The following is a 17,855-nucleotide window of genomic DNA, read 5'->3' on the forward strand; positions in this document are numbered from 1 at the left end:
TCTGTGATACATATAAAGCTGCAAATTCCGTCTGTTCTTATTCACCGGGATCATTTCAAAACCTATAGGTTCAAAGCGACAAATCCCAATTTTGGAAAAGCCAAGCCGGCAGAAACAGTGCATGTCTCTGCCGGCTCGTCTTTTTTCTTATCTTTTTACAATGCGGTGTGCAATTACTGAATCCGTTCTACGATCTGATCGTACAAGTCGAGAACGCAGTGCTCGTTCTTATCAAAATGCACGCAGTTTAAGCAGCTTGGCGTCTTGCAGTCACAACTGGAATTCTTGGCTGCGTACTCGCTGGAAACCGGATCATATTTGCTGCAGGCTTCCGCCACTTCCTGATAGGTCTGTTTTGAACTTTTCATAATACATTTTCCTCCTGCATAGTTTAAAGATAGTGAATCAAAAAGAGTGCCCGCGGTATCCGGGACGAAAGGTCTGTCCCTTTTCCGGGGTCAGGAGGTAGTATGTGAAAATCAAAAAAAATTATGCAGATAAATGACTCCGGATGGAGAAGAATTTATCTGTCACATTTTTTATTCCGGATAGACGAGATTCTTCTCGGTCGGATTCTCCAGAGCTTCATCCAGATATTTTTTGGCCAGGAATCTTGCCATCGGCAGATTCTGATCCAGGTAATTGCCGCAGTCCTTTGGAGCGGCTCCCGGAATCTCGCCTTCATAGGAAGCGATGAAACGGAAAGTATCGCGGACAAGGGAAACCACGTCTTTGGATTCATAGTCACCGGCGAGGATCAGATAGCAGCCGGTGCGGCATCCCATCGGCCCAAAGTAGATGACCTTTTCTTTCCAGTCCGGTTCATTCCGCAGATAGGTGGCAGCCAGATGTTCAATGGTGTGGAGCTCTGCGGTATTCATCACAGGCTCGCGGTTTGGCGCGCACATACGAAGATCAAAGGTGGTGAGAACTTCCTGTCCCACGTAGTCTTTTCTTGAAACATAGACACCCGGAATGAGGTCCAGATGATTAACGGTAAAACTTGCAATTTTTTCCATGGTATTCTCCTTCATATATGTAATGATCAATTGACAGGTATTGCGGAGGTTCCGGTACGATCTATAAATTTCTGTGTCAGAACCCCGATATCATGTACATGATATATAATTTTTCCAAAAAGGTCAACCGCGAAATGAATAGTAAATATTCGGCGATCCGGGAAAACTATAAGTAAAATATCCAAAAAAAACGAGAAAAATCCTCGTTTTTCGTCAATTTTCCCTTTTTTTGCGAAAAGAGAAAAACCAGTTTGAAAGAGCGGCAAAAAATGTTATCATGAATAAGACAAAATATGCCCAGGTCTGTTGTCGTGGAAGAGTTTTGTCCGGGCGGCGGATCCTGAATATGGATGTTTCTATAGATTTTGGAGGTAAGTATGAATCAGGTAAGAAGATTGTATGTGGAAAAGAAACCGGATTACGCGGTGAAGGCAAAAGAACTGGCAGAAGAACTGCAGTCCTATCTGTTCCTGAAAGATATTCAGAGAGTCAGAGTGCTGATTCGCTACGATATGGAGAATGTTTCCGAGGAGACCTATCAGAAGGCCATGGGAACAGTATTTTCTGAGCCGCCGGTGGATTATATATACGAGGAGAGCTTCCCGAAGGAAGAGGGAGACCGCGTATTCAGCGTGGAATACCTGCCGGGACAGTTTGATCAGCGGGCAGACTCTGCAGTACAGTGTCTGCAGCTTTTGAATGAAAAGGAAGAACCGATCATCCGCTCTGCGACCACCTATGTGCTGTCCGGAGAGATTACCGATGAAGAATTTGACAAAATCAAAGAATACTGTATCAATCCTGTGGATTCCAGAGAGACCGATGAGACCAAACCGGAGACCCTGGTTATGGAATATGAGGAGCCTGCGGATGTTTCCGTATTCGAAGGATTCAAGGATATGCCGGAAGAGGAGTTAAAAGCGTTATATGACTCCCTGGGTCTTGCCATGACGTTCAAGGATTTCCTGCATATTCAGAATTATTACCGCGGTGAGGAACACCGGGATCCGACCATGACAGAGATCCGCGTGCTGGATACTTACTGGTCTGACCACTGCCGCCACACCACATTTTCTACGGAATTAAAGGAGATTTCCTTTGAAGAGGGCCCGTACAAGGAACTCTTTGAGAAGACCTTTGAAGAATATAAGAGAGACAGAGAAGATGTCTACGGAGACCGGAAAGATAAGTTCATCTGCCTGATGGATCTGGCTGTGATGGGCATGAAGAAGCTGAAAAAAGACGGAATCCTTGACAACATGGAAGAGAGCGACGAGATCAACGCCTGCTCCATCGTGGTTCCTGTGGAGTTTGAGGATAAGACAGAGGAATGGCTCATCAGCTTTAAGAATGAGACGCACAACCATCCGACGGAGATCGAACCTTTCGGTGGAGCTGCCACCTGTCTGGGCGGTGCCATCCGTGACCCGCTGTCAGGACGCTCCTACGTATATCAGGCAATGCGTGTGACCGGATGTGCGGATCCGACCGTTCCGATGTCCGAGACCTTAAAGGGCAAACTGCCACAGAGAAAGCTGACGGTCGGTGCCGCTCAGGGTTACAGCTCCTATGGCAATCAGATCGGTCTGGCCACCGGTCTTGTGGATGAGATTTATCATCCGGGTTATGTGGCAAAACGTATGGAGATCGGAGCAGTCATGGGCGCAGCACCGAGAAAGAATGTGATTCGTGAATCTTCCGATCCGGGCGATATCATCGTGCTGCTGGGCGGACGGACAGGAAGAGATGGCTGCGGCGGAGCCACAGGATCTTCCAAGGCACACACTACCTCTTCCATTGATACCTGCGGAGCGGAAGTACAGAAAGGTAATCCTCCGACAGAGAGAAAGATTCAGAGACTGTTCCGGAGAGAGGAAGTCAGCCGCCTGATCAAGAAATGTAACGACTTCGGAGCCGGCGGCGTTTCCGTTGCCATCGGTGAGCTGGCAGACGGCCTGCAGATCAATCTGGACAAAGTTCCGAAGAAATATGCCGGTCTGGACGGAACAGAGCTTGCCATCTCCGAATCTCAGGAGCGTATGGCAGTAGTCCTTTCTCCGAAGGATGTGGATCAGTTCCTGGCTTACGCTGCTGAGGAGAACCTGGAAGCCGTAGCGGTGGCAGAAGTGACCGAAGAGAAACGTCTGGTTATGAGCTGGAGAGGCAAGGAAATCGTCAACCTGTCCAGAGCTTTCCTGGATACCAATGGTGCGCATCAGGAGACCAACGTCATCGTGGAGATGCCGGAAAAAGAAGAGTGTTACTACGAGAAACAGGAACCGATCACCGATGTGAAAGAAACATGGCTTCGTACACTGTCTGACCTCAACATCTGCTCCAAGAAAGGACTGGTGGAGATGTTTGACAGTTCCATCGGCGCAGCTACCGTTCTGATGCCATACGGCGGAAAGACACAGACCACGCCAATCCAGACCATGGTGGCGAAGCTTCCGGTGATGGAGGGCAAGACAGATCTTGCCACCATGATGTCTTATGGTTTTGATCCGTATCTGTCCAGCTGGAGCCCGTACCACGGCGCTGTCTATGCTGTTCTGGAGTCCGTTGCCAAGATCGTGGCAGCCGGCGGGGATTACAAGAAGATCCGTCTGACTTTCCAGGAATACTTTGAACGGCTGGGTGAGGATCCGCATCGCTGGGGTAAACCGTTTGCGGCCCTGCTGGGAGCTTACGACGCACAGAAAGGATTCGGCATCCCGTCCATCGGAGGAAAAGACAGTATGTCCGGCTCCTTTGAGAATATCGATGTGCCGCCGACACTGGTTTCCTTTGCTGTTGATTATACGAAGGCGTCCCATATCGTGTCTCCGGAATTTAAGAAACCGGGCAACAGCCTGCTGCTGGTGGAGATTCCGTTTGATTCCTTCGGTATTCCGGATTATCAGAAAGCAGGAGAGCTGTATGACAAGATTCACTGCCTCACCAAAAAAGGCGTGATCATTTCCGCCTATGCGCTCGGTGCCGGCGGACTTATTGAGGCCATCAGCAAAATGAGCTTTGGTAACCGTTATGGTGTTAAGATTGTCGATGATCTTCCTCTGGAAGAATTAAATAAAAAACGTTACGGCTCCATCCTTCTGGAACTGGAGAACTCCCATATCGCCGATGTGGACAGCGAGTACTGCACCTACATCGGACAGGTAAATGAAGATGAGTGCATCACCGTCCGCGATGTGGAGATTCCGTTTGATGAGATGCTGGACGCATGGGAGAGCCCTCTGGAATCCGTATTCCCGACAAAGACAAAGGCCGGTACAAGAAATGTATCTCAGCCGCTGTACAGCAGCAGAGAATTCTTCATCTGCAAGAACAAGGTTGCTGTGCCGAAGGTATTTATTCCTGTCTTCCCGGGAACGAACTGTGAGTACGATTCCGAAAAGGCCTTCCGCCGTGCAGGAGCTGAGGTGGAGACCATCGTATTCAGAAATCAGTCTGAATCCGATATCCTGGAGTCTGTGGATGCCTTTGAAAAAGCCATCTCCCAGGCGCAGATCATTATGTTCCCGGGCGGTTTCAGTGCCGGAGATGAGCCGGAAGGTTCCGCCAAGTTCATCGCTTCCGTCTTCCGCAACGAGAAGATCAAAGAGGCTGTGATGAAGCTTCTCAACGAGAGAGACGGTCTTGCGCTGGGTATCTGTAACGGATTCCAGGCGCTGATCAAGCTGGGACTTCTTCCTTACGGCGAGATCGTGCCGCAGACAGAAGATTCTCCGACTCTGACCACCAACGAGATCGGACGTCATGTATCTACCATGGTTTATAACAAGGTTATCACCAACAAGTCCCCGTGGCTCAAAGGCGCGGTCATCGATGAAGTGTACACAGTGCCGGTATCCCATGGAGAGGGACGTTTCGTTGCCAGCGATGAGTGGATCGAGAAGCTCTTCAAGAATGGTCAGGTGGCAACGCAGTACGTGAACCTGAAGGGAACACCGACCATGGATATCCGCTATAATCCGAACGGGTCTTATTATGCCATTGAAGGTATCATCAGTCCGGATGGCCGTATCTTAGGTAAGATGGGACATTCCGAGCGTATGGGAGAAAACGTGGCAAAGAATATTTACGTAAAACAGAATATGCGTCTGTTTGAGAGCGGCGTGAAATATTTTAAATAAAGCTCTGTGAGAGGACGCCTTTCAGGGATTGGATGTTGTGATCTGATTTTTGGAAGGCGTTCTTTTTTGTACAGTTTTTGTTTTTATCCTTGACTGATATACCGGTATATCGTATAATAAGTGCATAGACTGAGAGGATAAAATCAGTATGAATTTAGTGATATTGCTTAAAACAGAGCATGTGCACTGACGATACAAGGAGAACGATGCAGTATATACAGCCGGTCCCCGCAGAGAGCAGGCGCCGGCTGTACGGCAGAAGGAGGAATGATAACAATGAGTAAGATTGGTTTCATTGGACTTGGAATCATGGGGAAGCCCATGGCGAAGAACCTGCTGAAGGCAGGGGTGGAGCTTCTGGTCTGTGATCTGAACGAGGAGGCTGTAAAGGAAGTGACAATGGCCGGAGCAGAGGCGGGAAGCTATGCTCAGATTGGCGAACAGTGTGAGATTATTTTCCTGATTCTGCCCAATGGTGATATATCCAAATCCGTGTTATTTGATGAGAATGGAGTGGCATCTGCCCTGACTCCGGGCAAGATCGTCTGTGATATGAGTTCCGTGACACCGGTGGAGTCAAAGGAATGTTTTGATCGGCTCATGGAACAGGGCGTCGGATTTGTGGATGCGCCGGTATCCGGAGGAGAGCCGGGAGCCGTGGGAGGAACATTGGCGTTCATGGCAGGCGGCAGACAGGAAGATTTCGATGCGTTGACGCCGTATTTTGAGATTATGGGATCTTCCGCTGTGCGGATCGGCGACAGCGGCAGCGGTTCTGTGACCAAGCTGGCCAATCAGATCATCGTCAACAACACCATTGCCATCGTGTCCGAGGCCTTTGTGCTGGCAACCAAAGCGGGAGCGGATCCGGTGAAGGTCTATGAGGCCATCCGCGGCGGTCTGGCAGGCAGCGCTGTCCTTGACGCCAAGGTGCCGATGATGGTGGAGAGGAATTTTGTGCCGGGAGGCAAGATTTCCATCAATCACAAAGATATCAAAAATGTGGTCAACACCGCCCATGCCCTGGATGTGCCGATTCCATATTCCGCGCAGCTTTATGAGATTCTGCAGACCCTGAAGGTACATGGACATATGAACGATGACCATGCGGGTATCGTTCAATATTTTGAGGCACTGGCAGACGTACAGGTGAAAAAGGTGGAGGACTGAAATGGCAGTAAAAGCAGATATTTTGTCATCGTATCCGCCGGTCGATGAGAAGGCCGTGGACGAACTGCTGACAAAAGAAATTGAGAATAATCATAAGAAAATCGTAGTGCTGGATGATGATCCGACGGGAGTACAGACGGTTCATGACATTTCCGTTTACACCAACTGGACCAAAGACAGCATCCGGAAAGGGTTTGACGAGAAAAATACACTTTTTTACATATTGACCAATTCCCGGGGATTTACCGCGGCGCAGACAGAAACCGCCCACCGGGAGATCGCTTCGGTGGTGGATGCGGTTTCGAAGGAGACAGGAAAGGAATATATGTTCATCAGCCGCAGTGATTCCACCCTGCGGGGACATTACCCGCTGGAGACCGTGATCCTCAAAGAAGAATATGAGAAGAATACCGGAAAGAAGATTGACGGGGAGATTCTCTGCCCGTTCTTCAAGGAGGGCGGCCGTTATACCATTGATGATGTCCATTATGTGCGCTATGGCGACACTCTGGTTCCGGCGGCGGAAACTGAGTTCGCGAAGGATAAGACCTTTGGTTACACAGCTTCCGATTTAAAAGAATATGTGGAGGAGAAGACCGGAGGAGCCTATAAGAAAGAAAGTGTGACTTCCATTTCTCTGACCGATATCCGTAATCTTGATTACGATAAGATCGAAGCGCAGCTGATGGCCGTGGAGGATTTCAATAAGGTCATAGTCAACGCCATTGACTATGTGGATATCAAGATCTTCTGTGTGGCCTTGTTCAGGGCCATGGCAAAAGGAAAGAGTTTTATGTTCCGGACAGCGGCCGCCATTGTCAAGGTCATGGGAGGCGTGCCGGATCAGCCGCTGCTGACGAGAGAACAGATGGTGGTGAAGGAGACGGACAACGGAGGAATCATCGTGATCGGTTCTCACACGGACAAGACAACCAGACAGATGGAACAATTAAAAGAGATTCCGGGAATTGCCTTCGTGGAACTGAATGCCGGCTTAGTGAAGGATGAGGAAGCCTTTGCCGGGGAGGTGGAGCGCTGTCTGGCTCTGGAAGAAGAGTACATTTCTTCCGGAACCACCGTCTGTGTTTATACCACCCGCACCCTGATCACGGCAGATACCGGAGATAAAGAAGATGATCTCCGGCTGGCGGTGCGCATTTCTGATGCGGTGCAGTCGCTGGTGGGCCGGCTGACCATTGTGCCAAGTTTCGTGATTGCCAAGGGCGGCATCACCTCTTCCGATGTGGGAACCAAGGCGCTGGCGGTGCAGAGAGCCAATGTGCTGGGACAGATCCGGCCGGGAATTCCGGTATGGCAGACGGGAGACGAGAGTAAGTTCCCGCAGACACCGTATGTGATCTTCCCGGGCAATGTGGGAGAAGACAGCACGCTGAAGGAAGCAGCGGAGATTTTGATGGGGAAATAAAAAACACCGGGCAGCGGATCAGAAAAGGATCCAAAGAAAGTGCTGTCTGGTGCATAGGTACCATATATCATTTTGAGAAGGAGGTTTTTTGTTATGTTTATGTTTTTATCACATCCATTGGATCCGGAGGGTTACGCATGGCCGGGAGAACCTGTGGTCAAAGTAAAACAGTGTACGGATGTTTCCGATGACTGTCCGTTCTGCAGTTTTATCTCAGAAGTGCCGAATCACTGCGGCACCCATATGGACGCGCCGAGACATTTTGTGAAAGACGGTCTCAGCATCAATGAACTGCCGATCGAATATTTCTGCCACACAGAGGTGGCTCTCCTGGAGATTCCGAAGGGACCGGCAGAAGGCATCTATAAAGAGGATCTGGAACCGTTTGCGGATACCTTATCGAAAGTTTCCTTTGCTCTGATCCGCACCGGCATGGAGAAATACCGGGAGACCGATCAGAACATTTATCAGAATGAGGGCGTCTATATCGCGCCGAGCGCCGGCGATTATCTGACGGAAGAATTCCCGAACCTCAAGGGGATCGGTATGGATTTCCTGGCCATCGGTTCTGCCTCTTCCAAGTGCCCGGAGGGCGAGCTTCCGCCGGACTGCCACAGACATCTTCTGGGATACTACACCGGTAAGTTTGTCACCGGTGTGGAAGATATGCATTTATCGGAGATTCCGAAGGGAGCAAAGATCACAAGATTTTTCAATGCGCCGCTTCGCATCAAAGGCCTGGATTCCAGCCAGGTGGTCTGCATCGCGGAGATTGAAGAATAATCACAGAATCAGACATAAAAAGACAGCGGTTCGCGTAAAGCGGCCGCTGTTTTTGAAAGTCGGATGCATGGAAGCGGGGAGTATTCGGACTCCCTCAGGACTCCAGAAGTGTCAGATTGATATTTTGTGCGGTGGCAAGATGATGTTCCACCATATCCTCCAGGCCGGTCATATCATGCTCCCGGAGCATGCGGAGAAAGGCATCGTGTTCAGTGATGGTCTCGTCCATACGGCCGTCTCTGGAAAAGGAGGTGACGTTCAGCCAGAAGATCCGGTACATGAACCGGCGGTAGATTTCCAGCATGGAAGCGTTGCCCACATATTGAACGAGACTGCGGTGGAATTCATAATCTTTCCGGCCGAAGTCTTCTGTGGAGCAGGTGGTCCGGGCAATTTCTTTCTGGCTGTCCACTTTGGAAGAAAGCTTCGCGTAATACTGCTGGCCTCTCTCGGTTTCCAGGTGGCGGGACAACTGTTTAAAACAGTAGACCTCGATGGCGCTGCGGATCTGGTAGGTCTCCACGATATCTTCTTTTGTCATCTTGTGGAGGACGAAGCCCTTGCTGGGCAGGACATCCAGATATCGTTCCTGTTCCAGACAGAGGACGGCGTCCCGGAAAGGTGTCCGGGAAACCCCGGATTCCTTTGCGAGTTTATTTAAGGAATATATGGTGTCAGGCTGCAGTTCCCCTTTTTTGATCAGGTCGATGAGATAATCGTAAGCCTGCGTCTGCAGCAAATGTGTTTCTTTCATGGCGGTACCTCAAAATCATATTTTTTCAGTGGCATTTATTTTATGATAAAATGAAATGCCTGGGTTGTCAATTCCAGTATGAAAACCGGCGTGGATTTTATAAGATAAAAAGCAGTCCGGCCAATGGAGATCCAGGGGAGATGGCTGTAAGAAAAATGAAAATAATAATAGAAAAAAAGGACTGGTATTCTTTTCCACAGTGTGATAAAATAAGCGAGATTAGGCAATAGTAATACTATAATAACAGACAAACCATGGGAAGTGTGTGACCGGGACTTCTGAAAAGCACATTGGAACCGTATGCAGTGTGTTTTTCAGTTGTTTCGGACCCTTCCCAGTGATGTATGGATACGGGCGGTGTTTTTTAACCTTCCCGTATTATGTTTGTCATCATAATTCAGGAGGTAACGAAATGGTAAAACAGTTTACGATGGAACTGGCCGGCAGACCTCTTACCGTGGAGATCGGAAGAGTTGCCGCACAGGCCAACGGCGCAGCATTTATGCATTATGGAGATACGGTGGTGCTTTCCACAGCGACCGCCTCTGACAAGCCGAGAGAAGGAATCGATTTCTTCCCTCTGAGTGTGGAATTTGAAGAGAAAATGTACTCCGTGGGTAAGATCCCGGGAGGATTTAACAAGAGAGAAGGTAAGGCTTCCGAGCATGCGGTCCTCACATCCCGTGTCATTGACCGTCCGATGCGTCCGCTTTTCCCGAAGGATTACAGAAATGATGTCACATTAAATAACCTGGTTATGTCCGTGGATCCGGACTGTTCCCCGGAAGTGGCAGCGATGCTTGGTTCTTCCATCGCCACATGCATTTCCGACATTCCGTTTGACGGCCCGATCGCAGCGACACAGATCGGTCTCATTGACGGAGAGTTTATTGTGAATCCGACTTCTGATCAGAATCTGATATCTGATCTGGCTCTTACAGTAGCTTCCACAGCGGAGAAGGTCATCATGATCGAGGCAGGGGCCAACGAGGTGCCGGAAGACACTATGATTGAGGCTATTTTCAAGGCTCACGAAGTGAATAAAGAGATCATTGCGTTTATCCAGAAGATCGTGGATGAGTGCGGAAAAGAAAAGCATGATTATGAACATGTGGATACACCGGAAGAGCTGTGGAACGACATGGTGGAATTCATCACACCGGAAGCCATGGAAGAAGCAGTATTTACCGATGTGAAACAGGTGCGTGAGGAGAATATCCGCCAGATTGAAGAGAAGCTGGAAGAACGTTACGCAGAGGAGCATGAAGACTGGCTGCCGTTAATCGGTGACGCTGTGTATAAGTTCCAGAAAAAGACTGTCCGTAAGATGATCTTAAAAGATCACAAGCGTCCGGACGGAAGAGCCATCGACGAGATCCGTCCGCTTTCCGCGGAGATCGATATCCTGCCGAGAGTACACGGTTCCGGTATGTTCAAGAGAGGCCAGACACAGATTATGACTGTCACCACCCTGGCTCCGTTATCTGAAGTTCAGAAGGTGGATGGTATTGACTTAAATATCACATCCAAGAGATATATGCACCACTATAACTTCCCGAGCTATTCTGTCGGTGAGACGAAGCCGAGCCGTGGACCGGGACGCCGGGAGATCGGTCATGGCGCTCTGGCAGAACGTGCTCTGGTACCGGTGTTGCCGAGCGAGGATGAATTCCCGTATGCCATCCGTACTGTATCAGAGACACTGGAATCCAACGGTTCCACTTCTCAGGCCAGCGTTTGCGCATCCACTCTGTCTCTGATGGCAGCAGGTGTGCCGATCAAGAAGCCGGTGGCTGGTATTTCCACAGGTCTTGTGACAGGAGATACCGATGACGATTACCTGATCCTCACCGACATCCAGGGTCTGGAAGACTTCTTTGGAGACATGGACTTTAAGGTGGCAGGTACCCATGACGGTATCACTGCTATCCAGATGGATATCAAGATCCACGGTCTGACACCGGATATCATCAAGGGCGCCATCACAAAGGCAAAGGCTGCCAGAGAATACATTCTGACAGAGGTCATGGAGCCGGTTATCTCTGAGCCGAGACCGGAAGTCGGCAAATATGCGCCTAAGATCAAACAGATGCATGTGGATCCGGACAAGATCAGTGAGATCATCGGAAAACAGGGCAAGACCATCAATGCGATCATTGATGAGACCGGCGTGAAGATCGACATCAACGATGACGGAAGAGTGGATATCTGCGGCGTGGATCAGGAGATGATTGAGAAGGCCATGGATATCATCCGTCTGATCGTGGAGCCGGTGGAAGTGGGAGCTATCTACGAAGGTGAAGTAGTGAGAATCATGAACTTCGGTGCTTTCGTACAGCTTGCCCCGAACAAAGACGGATTGATCCACATTTCCAAGCTGTCCAGAGACAGAGTCAATAAAGTGGAAGATGTGGTGAACATCGGTGACAAAGTCAGAGTTAAGGTTCTGGAAATCGACAAGATGGGAAGAATCAACCTGGCGCTGAGAGAGAAATTAAGCTGATAGCAGCGGGTAAAGATACATGATTGTGGGGGACTGCCGCGGATGATTTGCCGGCAGTCCCTTTTGGAGACTCCGGAGTCCGGCGGAAGTTTAACCCCTTCGCCCCGGGCGGCACGGCAGGCAGATAAAATACCAGGAGGAATAAATAATGAAGTGTCCATTTTGCGGCATGGATAATACCCGGGTGATTGATTCCAGGCCGGCAGATGATAATTCATCGATTCGCAGAAGAAGACAATGTGATGAGTGCGGAAAACGATTCACTACATATGAGAAAGTGGAGATTATTCCGCTGACGGTCATCAAAAAAGACAGATCCAGGGAACCTTATGACAGGAGTAAGATCATGGCGGGTGTCCTCCGTGCCTGTCACAAGCGTCCGATTCCCGTGGAAAAAATAGAAGAGACGGTCAACAAGATTGAAAATGATATTTTTAATCTGGAGTACAAGGAGATTGAGAGCAAGGTCATCGGCGAGATCGTGATGGAGAGGCTCAAATCTCTGGAGCAGGTGGCCTATGTGCGTTTTGCTTCTGTTTACAGAGAGTTCAAGGATGTCAATACATTTATGAATGAATTGAAGAAAATGCTGGATTCCAGTAATGATACACAGGACAAGAACGGGCAGGAATAAAAGGAATACCGGAACAGATGCATTGAGAAATCTTTATGGATCGAAAACAGAATACTATATATGGAAGAGAGGCTTTCGGGAGAACGGAAGGCTGTACAGAAAAGAGTGTATCCTTGCAGGATACCGAAGATCTGATACTGCCGGCAGAGGTTGGGAAAGTCTCTTTTTTTGATCTTTTGATGTAAAACAATGTAAATTATACTTGAAAATGTAAATATAATATGTTAAAATCTGGAAAAAGATAAGGAGAGGATCATGGTAGCAGAAGTATTGAGCGGAATGGTGCAGGGGATTCAGGGAGAATTGATCACAGTGCAGGCAGATATCAGTGACGGACTGCCGGTTTTTGGCATGACCGGTCATCTTTCTTCGGAGGTAAAAGAGGCCAAAGAGAGGGTGAGGACTGCCCTTAAGAACACGGGATATCATCTGCCGCCCAGGAGAGTTTCGGTGAATCTGGCTCCGGCGGATGTGCGAAAGAGCGGTACCTGCTATGATCTTGCCATAGCCGTGGGGATCCTCACTGCCATGGGCCTGATTTCCAGGGAATCTGTCCGCGGGATTCTCTTTTTGGGAGAACTGTCCCTTGACGGTATGCTCTCACCGCTGACAGGAGTTCTTTCTATTTTAAAGGCAGCTCTGGAGGCTGGCTGCCGTATCTGCGTGATTCCTCTTTTCAATGTAAAGGAAGCCTCCCTGCTGCCGGGGATGAAGGTTCTGGGATTTACAGATTTAGAGGAAGTCATTCATTTTCTGACCGGACAGAGAGAAGAAGGGGAAATGAGAAGAAAAGGTCTGTCCGCTGTGCCGACGGAATCTGTGTCTGAGAAATTGCGGTACTCCGGTATGGAGGAAGACAGGGAAGACGAACAACAGTATCCGGATCTGTCAGAGGTGAAAGGGCAGAGGATGGCAAAGCGGGCGCTGGAGATTGCGGTTGCGGGGTGCCATAATCTGTTCCTGGACGGACCGCCCGGGGCAGGGAAGTCCATGCTGGCGGCCTGTGCGCCGGGTATCATGCCGGAGATGACCGACGAGGAAAGAATTGACACGGCCATGATATACAGTGTCCGGGGAATGCTGCGGGATGGTTCTGTTCCCGCGATCAGGAGACCTTTTCGTGCACCCTCGTCTTCGGTGACCATGGCGGGAATGTTTGGCGGTGGCAGCAATCCGAGACCGGGAGAAGTGACCCTGGCCCACCATGGGATTTTGTTTCTGGATGAGTTTCCGGAGTTTAGGAGAGAACTCATAGAGATGTTCCGGACTGTGCTGGAGGAGCACCGGATTACTCAGATCAGAAATGGAAAGAATGTGACATTTCCGGCAGATTTTATTCTCATTGCGGCAGCGAATCCCTGCCCCTGCGGTTACTATCCTGACCGCCGTTACTGCCGCTGCACTTCAAGGCAGATCTCCAAGTATCAAAACCGGCTGAGCGGTCCTATTCTTGACCGGCTGGATCTTTTTGTGCGCTGCGACAGGATATCGTACGCGGTGATGACGGAAGAGCGCTGCGAAGAACCTTCTGAAGTGGTCAGGGAGAGGGTTCGGCAGGTGTGGGAGATACAGAGGGAGCGTTTTCCGGGCAGAACGTCCCCGTTCAATGGAAGAATGACCCCGAAAGAAGTGGAAAAGTACTGTATTCTGGACAGGGATTCCCGGGCGCTGCTCAGAGAAGTGTTTGATCCCATGGGGCTGACCGGCCGTTCTTATAATAAAATTTTGAAAGTGGGAAGGACCATTGCGGATCTGGACCATTCTTTGCAGATTCGGGAAGTGCATGTGAGAGAGGCCCTTTTGTTCCGCCGCATGGCGCCTATGGCAGAGGGTATGGGGATATAGGGTATGGGGATATGCTGATCAGGCGGATTGTAAGGAGTGCGCGGTTTCAGAAAAAAGGAACGGAGATGGGGGTAGCGTCGGTGGAGATAACAGACGGATACCAAGAGTGCCGGTGATGCAAAAGCTGATATCAGCAGGGCAGAGCCAAAAAGGGAGGCGACATGGAAGAGGGAAAGACTACATTTTTCTGGTACTGGTTTGTGAATATTCCCGGGGTGGGAAGCGCTGCCAGAAGAAAGCTTCTGGATCGTTTCGGACATCCGGAAGCGGTCTATGGCGCGAAGGAAAAAGAATACAGAGATATTTTGAATCAAAGACAGTGTGTATATTTACAGCGCTCCCGCAATACACATAGGATAAATCAGTCGATGAGTAAGCTTCAGGAATCCGGCGCGCGGTTTGTGCACTGGGAATCTCCGGAGTATCCCCGGAAGTTCCGGCAATTATTTGATCCTCCGTACGGGATCTATGTGAGGGGAACCCTTCCTGCAGAAGACAGGCCGGTCCTCGGTATGGTGGGATCCCGGACGGCGACGCCCTACGGACTTCACACGGCAAGGGAGTTTGCGAAAGTACTGGCCGGTGAGAAGATACAGATTGTCAGCGGCCTGGCGGCGGGGATTGACGCGGCCAGTCACCGGGGAACCCTTGAGGCAGGCGGATATACACTGGGTGTCCTTGGCGGAGGTATTGACACTCTCTACCCAAGAGAGAATTTTTCTCTTTACATGGAGATGTATAAACGGGGCGGTGTTCTTTCGGAATACAATCTCGGTGTTCCCAACAGTCCGGGACTGTTTCCTGTGAGGAATCGTCTGATCAGTGGAATATCCGACGGGGTATTTGTGCTGGAAGCCGGAGAGAAAAGTGGTTCTTTTATCACCATTGACCAGGCGCTGGAGCAGGGAAAGGATGTCTTTGCGCTGCCAGGCAGAGTTTCAGATCCCTTAAGCGCCGGGTGCAACCGGCTGATCGCGGAGGGTGCCGTGCTGGTGCAGCGGCCGGAGGACATTGCGGAAGTACTCTTTAAAAAATATGAAAAGTTCAGGTCAAAAATATATACAAAAGAAGTAAAGTCTTTGGCAGGAACGGAGGAGCCTGCGTTTAAAGATCCGGAATGTCAGAAGATTTATGAGCTGCTGGATGTGAATCGTCCGACAAGTTTCAATGAACTTTTAGAAAAAAGCGGGTATAATTTTGTAAAATTGCAGTATATTTTATTGGAAATGGAGATTTCTCAGAAGATTTATCAATCGGCGCAGAACACCTACCTCAGAAAATTTTAAAAATTTTTTTCTTGCGTACCCCTGGGAAATGGTGTATTATTGATAATTGTTTTACGGGACAAGGCTTTGTATAGGAATAATATAGGCTGGAATCGTCCCGTTGTAAACGACTGGGAAGTTTTATGCCATCAATCTGTATATATTAAGTTGGGAGTGTATTTGGAAATGGCAACCAAATTAGTGATTGTAGAATCACCTGCAAAGGCAAAAACAATTCAGAAGTTTTTGGGAAAGAATTATAAGGTCATCGCCTCCAACGGCCATGTCCGTGACCTGCCGAAAAGTTCTATGGGAATTGATTTTGATAATGATTATGAACCAAAATATATAACAATAAGAGGAAAGGGAGAGATTCTCGCGCAGCTTCGAAAAGAAGTGAAAAAGGCGGATAAGGTTTATCTGGCCACTGACCCGGACCGGGAAGGTGAGGCTATCTCCTGGCACCTCTATAACGCATTGAATCTCAAAGATAAAAAATGCAGCCGTATTACTTTCAATGAGATCACAAAGGATGCGGTGAAGCGTTCCATCAAGAATTCCAGGGATATTGATATGAACCTGGTGGATGCGCAGCAGGCAAGAAGAGTGTTGGACCGGATCGTGGGATATAAGATCAGCCCGATTCTCTGGTCCAAGATCAAGCGTGGACTGAGTGCCGGACGGGTGCAGTCCGTGGCGCTTCGCATTATATCTGACAGAGAAAGAGAGATCAATGAATTTATTCCGGAGGAATACTGGAGCCTGGATGCGGACTTGCAGGCGGAAGGATCCAAAAAGCCTCTGGAGGCGCATTTCACAGGAAATAAAGACGGAAAGGTGGAGCTTCACAGCAAAGAGGACGTGGAGCGCATCATGAAGGAGCTGGAAGGATGCAGCTATGAAGTGCTGGCAGTAAAAAGAGGCGAGCGCCGGAAAAAGCCGCCGCTGCCGTTTACCACCAGCACCCTGCAGCAGGAGGCGTCCAAGAAGCTCAATATGTCCACCCAGAAGACCATGCGTCTGGCCCAGGAGCTGTACGAAGGTGTCTCCATAAAAGGCCGGGGCAATATCGGTCTGATCACTTACCTTCGTACTGATTCCACCAGAATCTCCGAGGAAGCGGATGCGGCCTGCCGGGAATACATCCAGACCCAGTACGGAGAAGATTTTGTGGGAAACGGCGCAGCCAGAAAGACCGGCGCCGGCAAGATCCAGGACGCCCATGAAGCCATCCGTCCGACAGATGTCACTCTGTCGCCGTCGGATTTGAAAGAAGAGCTGTCCAGGGACTTATACCGGCTGTATAATCTGATCTGGACAAGGTTTGTGGCAAGCCGGATGTCTGAGGCAGTGTATGAGACAGTCTCTGTTAAAATAGGAGCCGGCGACTATCGCTTCAGTGTCTCCGGAGCCCGGATCAAGTTTGACGGGTTTATGACGGTATACCGTTATGATGATGAGAAGTCCACCCTGGATGCGGTTTTGAAAAAAATCAGCGAAGATTCGAAGCTGACATTAAAAGAACTGAAGCCGCAGCAGCACTTTACACAGCCGCCGGGACATTTCACCGAGGCCAGTCTTGTAAAGACGCTGGAAGAGCTGGGGATCGGACGTCCGAGTACCTACTCGCCAACCATCACCACCCTTCTTGCCAGAAGATATATTGTAAAGGAGAACAAAAATCTTTACATGACAGAGCTGGGAGAGGCGGTCAATGATCTGATCGTGAAGGGCTTCCCTTCCATCGTGGATGTGAATTTTACCGCCAACATGGAATCCCTGCTGGATGGAGTGGAAGAAGGCAAGGTCAAGTGGAAGACCATCGTCGAGAACTTTTATCCGGATCTGAACGACGCTGTGGAGGCAGCGGAGAAGGAGCTGGCAGAGGTTAAGATTGCCGATGAAGTCAGCGACGAGATCTGTGAGGAATGCGGCCGTAACATGGTGGTCAAATACGGACCTCACGGTAAGTTTCTGGCCTGCCCGGGCTTTCCGGAATGTAAGAATACGAAGCCGTATTATGAAAAGATCGGCGTTGCCTGCCCGAAATGCGGGAAGGATATCGTGTTGAAGAAGACCAAAAAAGGCAGAAAATATTATGGTTGTATTGATAATCCGGAGTGCGATTTTATGAGCTGGCAGAAGCCGTCAAAGGTTCCGTGCAAAGAATGTGGAGGCCTGATGGTGGAAAAGGGCAAAAAGCTTGTGTGTGCCAACCCGGAATGCGGCTATGTGACGGATAAACAGGACGAAGAATAAAATACAGACAGCGCAGAAGGCCGTCTGCAGATATGAGAGATCATCACTGCAGGCGGTTTTT

At 49.5% G+C, this 17,855-nt stretch carries 13 protein-coding genes; 10 read left to right on the top strand and 3 right to left on the bottom strand.

Going from position 1 to position 17,855, the window contains the following annotated elements; translation table 11 throughout:
• Positions 1 to 173 precede the first annotated feature (173 nt).
• Complete coding sequence (locus tag B5E53_RS01035; RefSeq protein WP_087311885.1) at positions 174 to 368, bottom strand: hypothetical protein; 195 nt, start codon at positions 366 to 368, stop codon at positions 174 to 176.
• Between the two features lie 171 nt (positions 369 to 539).
• Positions 540 to 1,019 carry an S-ribosylhomocysteine lyase gene (locus B5E53_RS01040; RefSeq protein ID WP_087311887.1) on the bottom strand — a complete coding sequence of 160 codons (480 nt, stop codon included), beginning with the start codon at positions 1,017 to 1,019 and terminating at the stop codon, positions 540 to 542.
• Positions 1,020 to 1,396: 377 nt separating this feature from the next.
• Between B5E53_RS01040 and B5E53_RS01045 the strand changes: the two genes are divergently transcribed.
• The 4 genes from B5E53_RS01045 (at position 1,397) to B5E53_RS01060 (ending at position 8,534) form a co-directional block, all read left to right on the top strand.
• Positions 1,397 to 5,155: a phosphoribosylformylglycinamidine synthase gene (locus B5E53_RS01045; RefSeq protein WP_087311889.1), complete on the top strand. Its 3,759-nt coding sequence runs from the start codon at positions 1,397 to 1,399 to the stop codon at positions 5,153 to 5,155.
• Positions 5,156 to 5,431: 276 nt separating this feature from the next.
• Entirely contained in the window at positions 5,432 to 6,325 is an 894-nt protein-coding gene (gene garR / locus B5E53_RS01050) for a 2-hydroxy-3-oxopropionate reductase (RefSeq protein ID WP_087311891.1), read from the top strand.
• Position 6,326: 1 nt separating this feature from the next.
• The gene (locus tag B5E53_RS01055; RefSeq protein WP_087311893.1) at positions 6,327 to 7,751 is read left to right on the top strand and encodes a four-carbon acid sugar kinase family protein; all 1,425 of its coding nucleotides are present in this window, start codon (positions 6,327 to 6,329) and stop codon (positions 7,749 to 7,751) included.
• Between the two features lie 93 nt (positions 7,752 to 7,844).
• The gene (locus tag B5E53_RS01060; protein WP_087311895.1) at positions 7,845 to 8,534 is read left to right on the top strand and encodes a cyclase family protein; all 690 of its coding nucleotides are present in this window, start codon (positions 7,845 to 7,847) and stop codon (positions 8,532 to 8,534) included.
• Positions 8,535 to 8,628: 94 nt separating this feature from the next.
• On the opposite strand, the gene B5E53_RS01065 is transcribed toward B5E53_RS01060, so the two are convergent.
• Entirely contained in the window at positions 8,629 to 9,288 is a 660-nt protein-coding gene (locus B5E53_RS01065) for a GntR family transcriptional regulator (RefSeq protein WP_087311897.1), read from the bottom strand.
• A gap of 412 nt (positions 9,289 to 9,700) precedes the next feature.
• Here B5E53_RS01065 and B5E53_RS01075 point away from each other — a divergent pair, with 412 nt between their 5' ends.
• The 6 genes from B5E53_RS01075 (at position 9,701) to topA (ending at position 17,794) form a co-directional block, all read left to right on the top strand.
• Positions 9,701 to 11,791 carry a polyribonucleotide nucleotidyltransferase gene (locus B5E53_RS01075; RefSeq protein WP_087311901.1) on the top strand — a complete coding sequence of 697 codons (2,091 nt, stop codon included), beginning with the start codon at positions 9,701 to 9,703 and terminating at the stop codon, positions 11,789 to 11,791.
• A 148-nt stretch (positions 11,792 to 11,939) separates the two neighbouring features.
• Positions 11,940 to 12,425 (top strand): transcriptional regulator NrdR, encoded by a 486-nt coding sequence (gene nrdR, locus B5E53_RS01080; RefSeq protein ID WP_087311903.1) that lies wholly within the window; start codon positions 11,940 to 11,942, stop codon positions 12,423 to 12,425.
• A 35-nt stretch (positions 12,426 to 12,460) separates the two neighbouring features.
• Positions 12,461 to 12,610 carry a hypothetical protein gene (locus B5E53_RS19020; protein ID WP_162611736.1) on the top strand — a complete coding sequence of 50 codons (150 nt, stop codon included), beginning with the start codon at positions 12,461 to 12,463 and terminating at the stop codon, positions 12,608 to 12,610.
• 70 nt (positions 12,611 to 12,680) lie between these two features.
• On the top strand, positions 12,681 to 14,270 hold the full coding sequence (locus tag B5E53_RS01085; RefSeq protein WP_087311905.1) for a YifB family Mg chelatase-like AAA ATPase: 1,590 nt from the start codon (positions 12,681 to 12,683) through the stop codon (positions 14,268 to 14,270).
• A 161-nt stretch (positions 14,271 to 14,431) separates the two neighbouring features.
• Positions 14,432 to 15,556 (top strand): DNA-processing protein DprA, encoded by a 1,125-nt coding sequence (gene dprA / locus B5E53_RS01090; RefSeq protein WP_087311907.1) that lies wholly within the window; start codon positions 14,432 to 14,434, stop codon positions 15,554 to 15,556.
• 165 nt (positions 15,557 to 15,721) lie between these two features.
• Entirely contained in the window at positions 15,722 to 17,794 is a 2,073-nt protein-coding gene (gene topA, locus B5E53_RS01095) for a type I DNA topoisomerase (protein ID WP_087311909.1), read from the top strand.
• The last annotated feature ends 61 nt before the right edge of the window (positions 17,795 to 17,855 follow it).

It is taken from the genome of Eubacterium sp. An11, assembly GCF_002161065.1.
GTDB classification, from domain to species: domain Bacteria; phylum Bacillota; class Clostridia; order Lachnospirales; family Lachnospiraceae; genus Anaerobutyricum; species Anaerobutyricum faecale.

What these genes read in the sequence shown, in the direction of transcription:
- B5E53_RS01035 (WP_087311885.1), bottom strand. Translation starts at nt 368, where the DNA reads ATGAAAAGTTCAAAACAGACCTATCAGGAAGTGGCGGAAGCCTGCAGC.
- B5E53_RS01040 (WP_087311887.1), bottom strand. Translation starts at nt 1,019, where the DNA reads ATGGAAAAAATTGCAAGTTTTACCGTTAATCATCTGGACCTCATTCCG.
- B5E53_RS01045 (WP_087311889.1), top strand. Translation starts at nt 1,397, where the DNA reads ATGAATCAGGTAAGAAGATTGTATGTGGAAAAGAAACCGGATTACGCG.
- garR (WP_087311891.1), top strand. Translation starts at nt 5,432, where the DNA reads ATGAGTAAGATTGGTTTCATTGGACTTGGAATCATGGGGAAGCCCATG.
- B5E53_RS01055 (WP_087311893.1), top strand. Translation starts at nt 6,327, where the DNA reads ATGGCAGTAAAAGCAGATATTTTGTCATCGTATCCGCCGGTCGATGAG.
- B5E53_RS01060 (WP_087311895.1), top strand. Translation starts at nt 7,845, where the DNA reads ATGTTTATGTTTTTATCACATCCATTGGATCCGGAGGGTTACGCATGG.
- B5E53_RS01065 (WP_087311897.1), bottom strand. Translation starts at nt 9,288, where the DNA reads ATGAAAGAAACACATTTGCTGCAGACGCAGGCTTACGATTATCTCATC.
- B5E53_RS01075 (WP_087311901.1), top strand. Translation starts at nt 9,701, where the DNA reads ATGGTAAAACAGTTTACGATGGAACTGGCCGGCAGACCTCTTACCGTG.
- nrdR (WP_087311903.1), top strand. Translation starts at nt 11,940, where the DNA reads ATGAAGTGTCCATTTTGCGGCATGGATAATACCCGGGTGATTGATTCC.
- B5E53_RS19020 (WP_162611736.1), top strand. Translation starts at nt 12,461, where the DNA reads ATGGATCGAAAACAGAATACTATATATGGAAGAGAGGCTTTCGGGAGA.
- B5E53_RS01085 (WP_087311905.1), top strand. Translation starts at nt 12,681, where the DNA reads ATGGTAGCAGAAGTATTGAGCGGAATGGTGCAGGGGATTCAGGGAGAA.
- dprA (WP_087311907.1), top strand. Translation starts at nt 14,432, where the DNA reads ATGGAAGAGGGAAAGACTACATTTTTCTGGTACTGGTTTGTGAATATT.
- topA (WP_087311909.1), top strand. Translation starts at nt 15,722, where the DNA reads ATGGCAACCAAATTAGTGATTGTAGAATCACCTGCAAAGGCAAAAACA.